This is a genomic window from Escherichia sp. MOD1-EC4550, from assembly GCF_963876935.1.
GTDB lineage: Bacteria > Pseudomonadota > Gammaproteobacteria > Enterobacterales > Enterobacteriaceae > Escherichia > Escherichia coli_F.
This window is the reverse complement of record NZ_CAWNSE010000023.1, coordinates 327,451-339,173: the sequence shown is the minus strand read 5'-3', so window position 1 is coordinate 339,173 and position 11,723 is coordinate 327,451. Positions and strand designations below refer to the sequence as shown.

10 protein-coding genes are annotated in these 11,723 nt (G+C 51.5%); 8 read left to right on the top strand and 2 right to left on the bottom strand.

What is annotated here, in order from left to right; genetic code table 11:
* Positions 1-12: 12 nt before the first annotated feature.
* From tdcC to cyuA, 7 genes are all read left to right on the top strand, one after another.
* Complete coding sequence (tdcC, locus tag AACU19_RS17755) at positions 13-1,344, top strand: threonine/serine transporter TdcC (RefSeq protein ID WP_000107721.1); 1,332 nt, start codon at positions 13-15, stop codon at positions 1,342-1,344.
* 25 nt (positions 1,345-1,369) lie between these two features.
* Positions 1,370-2,578, top strand: a complete 1,209-nt coding sequence (tdcD, locus tag AACU19_RS17750) for a propionate kinase (RefSeq protein ID WP_001300401.1) — start codon at positions 1,370-1,372, stop codon at positions 2,576-2,578.
* Positions 2,579-2,611: 33 nt separating this feature from the next.
* On the top strand, positions 2,612-4,906 hold the full coding sequence (gene tdcE / locus AACU19_RS17745; RefSeq protein ID WP_105278364.1) for a 2-ketobutyrate formate-lyase/pyruvate formate-lyase: 2,295 nt from the start codon (positions 2,612-2,614) through the stop codon (positions 4,904-4,906).
* A gap of 13 nt (positions 4,907-4,919) precedes the next feature.
* Positions 4,920-5,309 carry an enamine/imine deaminase gene (locus AACU19_RS17740; RefSeq protein ID WP_000719990.1) on the top strand — a complete coding sequence of 130 codons (390 nt, stop codon included), beginning with the start codon at positions 4,920-4,922 and terminating at the stop codon, positions 5,307-5,309.
* 71 nt (positions 5,310-5,380) lie between these two features.
* On the top strand, positions 5,381-6,745 hold the full coding sequence (gene tdcG, locus AACU19_RS17735; RefSeq protein WP_105278363.1) for an L-serine ammonia-lyase: 1,365 nt from the start codon (positions 5,381-5,383) through the stop codon (positions 6,743-6,745).
* A gap of 274 nt (positions 6,746-7,019) precedes the next feature.
* Positions 7,020-8,351, top strand: a complete 1,332-nt coding sequence (locus tag AACU19_RS17730; protein ID WP_000401598.1) for an amino acid permease — start codon at positions 7,020-7,022, stop codon at positions 8,349-8,351.
* Positions 8,352-8,378: 27 nt separating this feature from the next.
* Positions 8,379-9,689 (top strand): cysteine desulfidase, encoded by a 1,311-nt coding sequence (gene cyuA, locus AACU19_RS17725; RefSeq protein ID WP_039021354.1) that lies wholly within the window; start codon positions 8,379-8,381, stop codon positions 9,687-9,689.
* A gap of 132 nt (positions 9,690-9,821) precedes the next feature.
* Here the strand turns inward: cyuA and yhaL are convergent, their stop codons facing one another.
* Both yhaL and AACU19_RS17715 read right to left on the bottom strand, forming a co-directional pair.
* Entirely contained in the window at positions 9,822-9,986 is a 165-nt protein-coding gene (gene yhaL, locus AACU19_RS17720) for a protein YhaL (protein WP_001306007.1), read from the bottom strand.
* Between the two features lie 22 nt (positions 9,987-10,008).
* A complete protein-coding gene (locus AACU19_RS17715; protein ID WP_105278362.1) occupies positions 10,009-10,710 on the bottom strand; it encodes a pirin family protein in 702 nt (233 codons plus the stop codon).
* A 104-nt stretch (positions 10,711-10,814) separates the two neighbouring features.
* Here AACU19_RS17715 and yhaJ point away from each other — a divergent pair, with 104 nt between their 5' ends.
* Positions 10,815-11,711, top strand: a complete 897-nt coding sequence (gene yhaJ / locus AACU19_RS17710; RefSeq protein WP_001041010.1) for a DNA-binding transcriptional regulator YhaJ — start codon at positions 10,815-10,817, stop codon at positions 11,709-11,711.
* Positions 11,712-11,723 lie beyond the last annotated feature (12 nt).

The following is an 11,723-nucleotide window of genomic DNA, read 5'->3' as shown; positions in this document are numbered from 1 at the left end:
TGAGGATAGGATATGAGTACTTCAGATAGCATTGTATCCAGCCAGACAAAACAATCGTCCTGGCGTAAATCAGATACCACATGGACGTTAGGCTTGTTTGGTACGGCAATCGGCGCCGGGGTGCTGTTCTTCCCTATCCGCGCAGGTTTTGGCGGACTGATCCCGATTCTTCTGATGTTGGTATTGGCATACCCCATCGCGTTTTATTGCCACCGGGCGCTGGCGCGTCTGTGTCTTTCTGGCTCTAACCCTTCCGGCAACATTACGGAAACGGTGGAAGAGCATTTTGGTAAAACTGGCGGCGTGGTTATCACGTTCCTGTACTTCTTCGCGATTTGCCCACTGCTGTGGATTTATGGCGTTACTATTACCAATACCTTTATGACGTTCTGGGAAAACCAGCTCGGCTTTGCACCGCTGAATCGCGGCTTTGTGGCGCTGTTCCTGTTGCTGCTGATGGCTTTCGTCATCTGGTTTGGTAAGGATCTGATGGTTAAAGTGATGAGCTACCTGGTATGGCCGTTTATCGCCAGCCTGGTGCTGATTTCTTTGTCGCTGATCCCTTACTGGAACTCTGCAGTTATCGACCAGGTTGACCTCGGTTCGCTGTCGTTAACCGGTCATGACGGTATCCTGATCACTGTCTGGCTGGGGATTTCCATCATGGTTTTCTCCTTTAACTTCTCGCCAATCGTCTCTTCCTTCGTGGTTTCTAAACGTGAAGAGTATGAGAAAGACTTCGGTCGCGACTTCACCGAACGTAAATGTTCCCAAATCATTTCTCGTGCCAGCATGCTGATGGTTGCAGTGGTGATGTTCTTTGCCTTTAGCTGCCTGTTTACTCTGTCTCCGGCCAACATGGCGGAAGCCAAAGCGCAGAATATTCCAGTGCTTTCTTATCTGGCTAACCACTTTGCGTCCATGACCGGTACCAAAACAACGTTCGCGATTACACTGGAATATGCGGCTTCCATCATCGCACTCGTGGCTATCTTCAAATCTTTCTTCGGTCACTATCTGGGGACGCTGGAAGGCTTGAATGGTCTGATTCTGAAGTTCGGTTATAAAGGTGACAAAACCAAAGTGTCGCTGGGTAAACTGAATACTCTTAGCATGATCTTCATCATGGGCTCCACCTGGGTTGTTGCCTACGCCAACCCGAACATCCTCGACCTGATTGAAGCCATGGGCGCACCGATTATCGCATCCCTGCTGTGCCTGTTGCCGATGTATGCCATCCGTAAAGCGCCGTCTCTGGCGAAATACCGTGGTCGTCTGGATAACGTGTTTGTTACCGTGATTGGTCTGCTGACCATCCTGAACATCGTATACAAACTGTTTTAATCCGTAACTCAGGATGAGAAAAGAGATGAATGAATTTCCGGTTGTTTTGGTTATTAACTGTGGTTCGTCTTCGATTAAGTTTTCCGTACTCGATGCCAGCGACTGTGAAGTATTAATGTCAGGTATTGCCGACGGTATTAACTCGGAAAATGCATTCTTATCCGTAAATGGGGGAGAGCCAGCACCGCTGGCTCACCACAGCTACGAAGGTGCATTGAAGGCAATTGCATTTGAACTGGAAAAACGGAATTTAAATGACAGCGTGGCCTTAATTGGCCACCGCATCGCTCACGGCGGCAGTATTTTTACCGAGTCCGCCATTATTACCGATGAAGTCATTGATAATATCCGTCGCGTTTCTCCACTGGCACCCCTGCATAATTACGCCAATTTAAGTGGTATTGAATCGGCGCAGCAATTATTTCCGGGCGTAACTCAGGTGGCGGTATTTGATACCAGTTTCCACCAGACGATGGCTCCGGAAGCTTATTTATACGGCCTGCCGTGGAAATATTATGAAGAGTTAGGTGTACGCCGTTATGGTTTCCACGGCACGTCGCACCGCTATGTTTCCCAGCGCGCACATTCGCTGCTGAATCTGGCGGAAGATGACTCCGGCCTGGTTGTGGCGCATCTTGGCAATGGCGCGTCAATCTGCGCGGTTTGCAACGGTCAGAGTGTTGATACTTCAATGGGAATGACGCCGCTGGAAGGCTTGATGATGGGTACCCGCAGTGGCGATGTCGACTTTGGTGCGATGTCCTGGGTCGCCAGCCAAACCAACCAGAGCCTGGGTGACCTGGAACGCGTAGTGAATAAAGAGTCGGGATTATTAGGTATTTCCGGTCTTTCTTCGGATTTACGTGTTCTGGAAAAAGCCTGGCATGAAGGTCACGAACGCGCGCAACTGGCAATTAAAACCTTTGTTCACCGAATTGCCCGTCATATTGCCGGGCACGCAGCTTCATTACGTCGCCTGGATGGAATTATATTCACCGGCGGAATAGGAGAGAATTCAAGTTTAATTCGTCGTCTGGTCATGGAACATTTGGCTGTATTAGGCGTAGTGATTGATACAGAAATGAATAATCGATCTAACTCTTTTGGAGAGCGAATTGTTTCCAGTGAAAATGCGCGTGTCATTTGTGCCGTTATTCCGACTAACGAAGAAAAAATGATTGCTTTGGATGCCATTCATTTAGGCAAAGTTAACGCGCCCGCAGAATTTGCATAATTTAGTTGAAGTATTGTAGAGAGATTATTTTTCATGAAGGTAGATATTGATACCAGCGATAAGCTGTACGCCGACGCATGGCTTGGCTTTAAAGGTACGGACTGGAAAAACGAAATTAATGTCCGCGATTTTATTCAACATAACTATACACCGTATGAAGGCGATGAATCTTTCCTCGCCGAAGCGACGCCTGCCACCACGGAATTGTGGGAAAAAGTAATGGAAGGCATCCGTATCGAAAATGCAACCCACGCGCCGGTTGATTTCGATACCAATATTGCCACCACAATTACCGCTCATGATGCGGGATATATTAACCAGCCGCTGGAAAAAATTGTTGGCCTGCAAACGGATGCGCCGTTGAAACGTGCGCTACACCCGTTCGGTGGCATTAATATGATTAAAAGTTCATTCCACGCCTATGGCCGAGAAATGGACAGTGAATTTGAATATCTGTTTACCGATCTGCGTAAAACCCATAACCAGGGCGTATTTGATGTTTACTCACCGGATATGCTGCGCTGCCGTAAATCTGGCGTACTGACCGGTTTACCAGATGGTTATGGACGTGGGCGCATTATCGGTGACTATCGCCGCGTAGCGCTGTATGGCATTCGTTATCTGGTGCGTGAACGCGAACTGCAATTTGCCGATCTCCAGTCTCGTCTGGAAAAAGGCGAGGATCTGGAAGCCACCATCCGTCTGCGTGAGGAGCTGGCAGAGCATCGTTATGCGCTGTTGCAGATTCAGGAAATGGCGGCGAAATATGGCTTTGATATCTCTCGCCCGGCGCAGAATGCGCAGGAAGCGGTGCAGTGGCTCTACTTCGCTTATCTGGCGGCAGTGAAATCACAGAACGGCGGCGCGATGTCGCTGGGGCGCACGGCATCGTTCCTCGATATCTACATTGAACGCGACTTTAAAGCAGGCGTACTCAATGAGCAGCAGGCACAGGAACTGATCGATCACTTCATTATGAAGATCCGTATGGTGCGCTTCTTGCGTACGCCGGAATTTGATTCGCTGTTCTCCGGCGACCCAATCTGGGCGACGGAAGTGATCGGCGGGATGGGGCTGGACGGTCGTACGCTGGTGACTAAAAACTCCTTCCGCTATTTGCACACCCTGCACACTATGGGGCCGGCACCGGAGCCTAACCTGACCATTCTTTGGTCGGAAGAATTACCGATTGCCTTCAAAAAATATGCCGCGCAGGTGTCGATCGTCACCTCTTCCTTGCAGTATGAAAATGACGATCTGATGCGTACTGACTTCAACAGCGACGATTACGCGATTGCCTGCTGCGTCAGCCCAATGGTGATTGGTAAGCAAATGCAGTTCTTTGGTGCACGCGCTAACCTGGCGAAAACGCTGCTCTACGCAATTAACGGCGGGGTGGACGAGAAGCTGAAGATTCAGGTCGGGCCGAAAACAGCACCGCTGATGGACGACGTGCTGGATTACGACAAAGTGATGGACAGCCTCGATCACTTCATGGACTGGCTGGCGGTGCAGTACATCAGCGCGCTGAATATCATTCACTACATGCACGACAAGTACAGCTACGAAGCTTCGCTGATGGCGCTGCACGATCGTGATGTCTATCGCACTATGGCATGCGGCATCGCGGGCCTGTCGGTGGCGACGGACTCCCTGTCTGCCATCAAATATGCCCGCGTGAAACCAATCCGTGACGAAAACGGCCTGGCGGTGGACTTTGAAATCGACGGTGAATATCCGCAGTACGGCAACAACGACGAGCGCGTAGACAGCATTGCCTGCGACCTGGTTGAACGCTTTATGAAGAAAATTAAAGCGCTGCCAACCTATCGCAACGCCGTCCCTACCCAGTCGATTCTGACTATCACTTCTAACGTGGTGTACGGCCAGAAAACCGGTAATACGCCGGACGGTCGTCGCGCCGGAACACCGTTCGCGCCGGGCGCTAACCCGATGCATGGTCGTGACCGCAAAGGTGCCGTGGCCTCATTGACGTCGGTGGCGAAACTGCCGTTCACCTACGCCAAAGATGGGATCTCGTACACCTTCTCAATCGTTCCTGCGGCGCTGGGCAAAGAAGATCCAGTACGTAAAACCAACCTTGTCGGCCTGCTGGATGGGTATTTCCACCACGAAGCGGATGTCGAAGGCGGTCAACACCTCAACGTCAACGTAATGAATCGGGAAATGCTGCTGGATGCCATCGAGCACCCGGAAAAATATCCTAACCTGACAATCCGTGTCTCTGGCTACGCCGTGCGCTTCAACGCACTGACCCGTGAACAGCAACAGGATGTTATTTCACGTACCTTTACCCAGGCGCTCTGACGCCGGAGGATGTATGAAAAAGATTATCGAAACGCAACGTGCCCCAGGCGCAATCGGCCCTTATGTTCAGGGCGTTGATTTAGGCAGCATGGTCTTCACCTCCGGGCAAATACCGGTTTGCCCACAGACCGGTGAGATCCCGGCTGATGTGCAAGATCAGGCGCGTTTAAGCCTCGAAAACGTCAAAGCGATCGTGGTTGCTGCCGGGCTGAGCGTGGGCGATATCATCAAGATGACCGTGTTTATCACCGATCTGAATGATTTTGCCACCATCAACGAAGTCTATAAGCAGTTCTTCGATGAGCATCAGGCGACCTATCCGACCCGGAGCTGTGTGCAGGTCGCGCGTTTGCCGAAAGATGTGAAGCTGGAAATTGAAGCCATCGCAGTACGTAGTGCGTAAAGCCTCGTGAGCGGGGCGGTCGTAAGGTCGTTCCGCTCCACTTCACTGAACGGCAATCCGAGGGTGTGGATATGATTAGTGCATTCGATATTTTCAAAATTGGGATTGGTCCCTCCAGTTCGCATACCGTGGGGCCAATGAATGCCGGAAAAAGTTTTATTGATCGGCTGGAAAGTAGCGGCTTATTAACCGCGACGAGCCATATTGTGGTCGATCTGTACGGGTCGTTGTCACTGACGGGCAAAGGCCATGCCACGGATGTCGCCATCATCATGGGACTAGCAGGAAACAGTCCGCAGGATGTTGTTATTGATGAGATCCCTGCATTTATTGAGTTAGTGACGCGCAGCGGGCGGTTGCCGGTGGCTTCTGGGGCACATGTTGTTGATTTTCCTGTAGCAAAGAACATTGTTTTCCATCCTGAAATGTTGCCTCGTCATGAGAACGGGATGCGGATTACTGCCTGGAATGGGCAGAAAGAGCTATTAAGCAAAACTTACTACTCAGTCGGTGGCGGATTTATCGTTGAAGAAGAACACTTCGGTCTGTCGCACGATGTCGAAACCCTCGTACCTTACGATTTTCACTCAGCAGGTGAACTGCTGAAAATGTGTGATTACAACGGCCTGTCTATTTCTGGCCTAATGATGCACAACGAGCTGGCGCTGCGCAGCAAAGCGGAAATTGATGCCGGGTTTGCCCGTATCTGGCAAGTGATGCACGACGGCATTGAACGCGGGATGAATACCGAAGGCGTGCTGCCAGGACCGCTTAATGTGCCTCGTCGTGCCGTTGCGTTGCGTCGCCAGCTGGTTTCCAGCGATAACATCTCTAACGATCCGATGAACGTCATCGACTGGATCAACATGTACGCGCTGGCAGTGAGTGAAGAAAACGCAGCCGGTGGGCGCGTAGTAACAGCGCCGACCAATGGGGCGTGCGGCATTATTCCGGCTGTGCTGGCTTATTATGATAAGTTCCGTCGCCCAGTAAATGAGCGGTCGATTGCCCGCTATCTACTGGCAGCGGGGGCTATTGGTGCGCTGTATAAAATGAACGCTTCCATCTCTGGCGCGGAAGTCGGCTGTCAGGGGGAAATTGGCGTGGCCTGTTCAATGGCGGCGGCAGGGTTAACTGAACTACTGGGCGGCAGTCCGGCGCAGGTATGCAATGCGGCGGAAATTGCGATGGAGCATAACCTTGGGCTGACCTGCGATCCGGTTGCCGGACAGGTACAAATCCCGTGCATTGAACGTAATGCCATTAATGCCGTGAAAGCAGTAAACGCTGCGCGGATGGCGATGCGCCGCACCTCGGCACCGCGTGTTTCACTCGATAAAGTGATCGAGACGATGTATGAAACCGGCAAAGATATGAACGATAAATACCGCGAAACATCACGCGGAGGACTGGCCATTAAAGTGGTCTGCGGTTGACATTGCTGTCAGCTTTCATCCTTGGGTGCACAAATGTGCACCTTTTTTTTGTGATCTGCCGCAAATAGAGAATGAATATTCTCTTGCGGTTAATTTAGTAGAAAATTCTTATCCATCTCCGTTATTTCAAAGTCTTGATTGTGAAGATTTTCTCTGACCTCGCGCGTATCATTTCTTTATTCTAATAACTCGCCTGCAAAAATGTAGACCGCATATCGCCTTGATGCGGCTCGGAAAAAAATAATAAGCCCTACAAAATATTGAGCGAGAAATTATGGAAATTGCATCGAATAAAGGCGTCATTGCAGACGCTTCGACCCCGGCAGGTCGTGCTGGAATGAGTGAGAGCGAGTGGCGAGAAGCGATCAAATTCGACAGTACTGACACCGGCTGGGTGATTATGAGTATCGGGATGGCGATTGGCGCAGGGATTGTTTTTCTCCCGGTGCAGGTCGGTTTGATGGGATTGTGGGTATTTTTGCTCTCATCGGTGATTGGTTACCCGGCAATGTATCTGTTTCAGCGGTTATTTATTAATACGCTGGCAGAATCACCAGAGTGTAAAGATTACCCCAGCGTCATCAGCGGTTATTTAGGTAAAAACTGGGGCATCCTGTTAGGTGCGCTCTATTTCGTGATGCTGGTGATCTGGATGTTCGTCTATTCCACTGCCATCACCAACGATAGTGCTTCCTACCTGCATACCTTCGGCGTGACGGAAGGGTTGCTGTCAGACAGTCCCTTTTATGGTCTGGTACTGATTTGCATTCTGGTGGCGATCTCCTCACGCGGCGAGAAATTGTTATTCAAAATTTCGACGGGGATGGTGCTGACCAAGCTGCTGGTGGTCGCGGCGCTGGGCGTGTCGATGGTCGGAATGTGGCATCTGTACAACGTCGGTTCGCTGCCGCCGCTGGGGCTGCTGGTGAAAAACGCCATTATTACGCTGCCGTTTACCCTGACGTCGATTCTGTTTATCCAGACGTTAAGCCCGATGGTGATCTCTTATCGCTCACGGGAAAAATCCATTGAAGTGGCGCGGCATAAAGCATTGCGGGCAATGAATATCGCGTTTGGCATTTTGTTTGTCACCGTCTTTTTCTACGCCGTGTCGTTCACGCTGGCGATGGGACATGACGAAGCGGTAAAAGCCTACGAGCAGAATATTTCTGCGCTGGCAATTGCCGCACAGTTTATTAGCGGTGACGGCGCAGCGTGGGTGAAAGTGGTCAGCGTCATTCTTAATATTTTTGCCGTAATGACTGCATTCTTTGGTGTCTATTTAGGTTTTCGCGAAGCAACGCAAGGGATCGTAATGAACATCCTGCGTCGCAAGATGCCTGCCGAGAAGATTAACGAAAATCTCGTTCAGCGCGGCATCATGATTTTCGCCATTTTGCTGGCCTGGAGCGCCATCGTACTGAACGCACCGGTGTTGAGCTTCACCTCTATCTGTAGCCCGATTTTCGGCATGGTAGGGTGCCTGATCCCGGCGTGGCTGGTTTACAAAGTACCGGCATTGCACAAATACAAAGGGATGTCTCTGTACCTGATTATCGTCACTGGTTTGTTGCTTTGTGTTTCTCCGTTCCTGGCATTTTCTTGATTTACCTGAAATTTTAAGGTTTTTAATATGTTTGATTCGACTTTAAATCCGTTATGGCAGCGTTACATCCTCGCCGTTCAGGAGGAAGTAAAACCGGCGCTGGGATGTACTGAACCGATTTCACTGGCGCTGGCGGCGGCGGTTGCTGCGGCAAAACTGGAAGGTCCGGTTGAACGTGTAGAAGCCTGGGTTTCGCCAAATCTGATGAAGAACGGTCTGGGCGTCACCGTTCCCGGCACGGGAATGGTGGGGCTGCCGATTGCGGCGGCGCTGGGCGCGTTAGGTGGGAATGCCAATGCCGGGCTGGAGGTGCTGAAAGACGCAACGGCGCAGGCAATTGCCGATGCCAAAGCGTTGCTGGCGGCGGGGAAAGTCTCGGTTAAAATCCAGGAACCTTGCGATGAAATCCTCTTCTCACGCGCCAAAGTCTGGAGCGGTGAGAAGTGGGCGTGTGTCACCATCGTTGGCGGGCATACCAACATTGTGCATATTGAAACGCACAATGGCGTGGTTTTTACCCAGCAGGCAAGTGTTACAGAAGGTGAGCAAGAGTCGCCGCTGGCAGTGCTCTCCAGAACGACGCTGGCCGAGATTCTGAAGTTCGTCAATGAAGTGCCGTTTTCGGCGATCCGCTTTATTCTCGATTCCGCGAAGTTAAATTGCGCGTTATCGCAGGAAGGTTTGAGTGGTAACTGGGGGCTACATATTGGCGCGACGCTGGAAAAACAGTGTGAACGCGGTTTGCTGGCGAAAGATCTCTCTTCATCCATTGTGATTCGTACCAGCGCGGCATCCGATGCGCGTATGGGCGGTGCTACGCTTCCGGCAATGAGTAACTCCGGTTCTGGCAATCAGGGGATCACCGCAACAATGCCTGTGGTGGTGGTCGCAGAACACTTCGGGGCAGATGATGAGCGACTGGCGCGTGCGCTGATGCTTTCGCATTTGAGCGCGATTTACATCCATAACCAGTTACCGCGTTTGTCTGCGTTGTGTGCCGCAACGACAGCAGCAATGGGGGCTGCCGCCGGGATGGCATGGCTGGTGGATGGGCGTTATGAAACCATCTCGATGGCGATCAGCAGTATGATCGGCGATGTCAGCGGCATGATTTGCGATGGTGCGTCGAACAGCTGCGCGATGAAGGTTTCGACCAGTGCTTCGGCTGCGTGGAAAGCGGTGTTAATGGCGCTGGATGATACCGCTGTGACCGGCAATGAAGGGATTGTGGCGCATGATGTTGAGCAGTCGATTGCCAACCTGTGTGCGTTAGCAAGCCATTCGATGCAGCAAACGGATCGGCAGATTATCGAGATTATGGCGAGCAAGGCCAGATAAACACCTGGTTTTGGGTATCGTGTCGGATGCGATGCTGGTGCATCTTATTTGGCCTACGAGTTGTGCAATTTGTTGATGTTGCTGGTTTTGTAGGCCGGATAAGGCGTTTACGCCGCATCCGGCAACCTGTCTTTACGCGGTAGCTTCATCCTCGGCTAAACGCGTTTCAGCATCCGCGACGATGGCTTCCAGTTCGCTCAACATCTCTTCATAGCCAAAATTATTGGCGGTGCGAGCAGGTTCTTTCGCCACCACGGGCTTCACTGGCTGACGCTTTTTGGCCGATTTTTTACTCATCATCATCTCCCTGTAAAAACAACTAGACAGGCAAATCTATCAGCAAAGCGCGCAGTGGGGAATCGGCAACCAGCGTAATGTTAGCCTCGTCACGAATAAACGCCCCATCACCGCAGGTCAGCGCCGCTTTCTCTTCATGATGCGTAAGTGCATGAAATTTCCCGTGAATCGATTGCAAATACGCGCGTGGCCCATGCAACTGGAAATTCGCACTTTCGCCTTTGTTTAGCACGATATGATGCAGCCACACTTGCTGGCGCAACTGCAGGCTTCCCATCGCCCCCTCTGGCGAGGCGATTAATTGCTGCTTGTCCATATTAAGCGCCAGCTTTTGAATCAGCGGATTCTCTCGCTGCGGGCAGGCATCCAGCCAAAGCTGCATTCGCGTTAACGGTTTGTCTTTGCTGAGATTGTGTTCGCTATAGCTGACACCCGGCTGGGTAGAAAGCAGCAACGCTTCACCTGCGTAGGCCTGAATATGATTGCCTTCGCTGTCACGATACTCAGCTTCTCCATCCAGAATCACATTTAAAATATCGACTTTAGGATAGGTACGCGGCTGGAAGGCGGCACCTGGGGCCAGAACTTCCTGGTTAAGCACACGCAGGGAGGCATAACCTAACAATTTCGGGTCGAAGTAGTGTCCAAAGGAAAAAGTATACCGGGCCTGCAACCATCCGTAGTCTGCTTGTCCACACTGCCTGGCAGTTCGGGTAGTAATCATAATTCTTGACCTCTCTTTACTTCCTTTTATGGTAAGGGGCTGGACGCTACATTGTTAGCCAGATATTCTGCCCGGTATGTTCAAATTTCCTGAATGAGAACGAAATGGCCAAAGAAAGGGCATTAACGCTGGAAGCACTACGGGTTATGGATGCGATCGATCGCCGGGGCAGTTTTGCGGCGGCGGCGGATGAGCTGGGACGCGTGCCTTCCGCACTTAGCTACACCATGCAAAAACTAGAAGAAGAGCTGGATGTGGTGTTGTTTGACCGCTCGGGCCATCGCACCAAATTCACCAATGTCGGGCGAATGTTGCTGGAGCGAGGGCGCGTTTTGCTGGAAGCCGCAGATAAACTGACTACCGATGCGGAAGCCCTCGCGCGCGGTTGGGAAACGCATCTCACCATTGTGACTGAGGCGCTGGTACCGACACCCGCCTTTTTCCCGTTAATCGACAAACTGGCGGCAAAAGCCAATACCCAACTGGCAATCATCACCGAAGTGCTGGCGGGGGCGTGGGAACGGCTGGAGCAGGGGCGCGCGGATATTGTTATCGCGCCGGATATGCATTTTCGTTCCTCGTCGGAGATTAACTCGCGCAAGCTCTATACCTTAATGAACGTCTACGTTGCCGCGCCAGATCACCCGATTCATCAAGAGCCAGAACCGCTCTCTGAAGTGACGCGTGTGAAATATCGTGGTATTGCGGTGGCGGATACCGCTCGTGAGCGCCCGGTATTGACCGTACAGCTGCTGGACAAACAGCCGCGCTTAACGGTGAGCACGATTGAAGATAAACGTCAGGCATTACTGGCGGGGCTTGGCGTGGCGACGATGCCGTATCCGATGGTTGAAAAAGATATTGCGGAAGGACGGTTGCGTGTCGTCAGCCCGGAATCGACCAGCGAGATCGATATTATTATGGCCTGGCGTCGTGACAGTATGGGGGAAGCGAAATCCTGGTGTCTGCGGGAAATTCCCAAACTTTTTAGCGGAAAATAATATTTGTTATTT

What these genes read in the sequence shown, in the direction of transcription:
- AACU19_RS17740 (WP_000719990.1), top strand. Translation starts at nt 4,920, where the DNA reads ATGAAAAAGATTATCGAAACGCAACGTGCCCCAGGCGCAATCGGCCCT.
- yhaJ (WP_001041010.1), top strand. Translation starts at nt 10,815, where the DNA reads ATGGCCAAAGAAAGGGCATTAACGCTGGAAGCACTACGGGTTATGGAT.
- cyuA (WP_039021354.1), top strand. Translation starts at nt 8,379, where the DNA reads ATGTTTGATTCGACTTTAAATCCGTTATGGCAGCGTTACATCCTCGCC.
- tdcE (WP_105278364.1), top strand. Translation starts at nt 2,612, where the DNA reads ATGAAGGTAGATATTGATACCAGCGATAAGCTGTACGCCGACGCATGG.
- tdcC (WP_000107721.1), top strand. Translation starts at nt 13, where the DNA reads ATGAGTACTTCAGATAGCATTGTATCCAGCCAGACAAAACAATCGTCC.
- tdcD (WP_001300401.1), top strand. Translation starts at nt 1,370, where the DNA reads ATGAATGAATTTCCGGTTGTTTTGGTTATTAACTGTGGTTCGTCTTCG.
- yhaL (WP_001306007.1), bottom strand. Translation starts at nt 9,986, where the DNA reads ATGAGTAAAAAATCGGCCAAAAAGCGTCAGCCAGTGAAGCCCGTGGTG.
- tdcG (WP_105278363.1), top strand. Translation starts at nt 5,381, where the DNA reads ATGATTAGTGCATTCGATATTTTCAAAATTGGGATTGGTCCCTCCAGT.
- AACU19_RS17730 (WP_000401598.1), top strand. Translation starts at nt 7,020, where the DNA reads ATGGAAATTGCATCGAATAAAGGCGTCATTGCAGACGCTTCGACCCCG.
- AACU19_RS17715 (WP_105278362.1), bottom strand. Translation starts at nt 10,710, where the DNA reads ATGATTACTACCCGAACTGCCAGGCAGTGTGGACAAGCAGACTACGGA.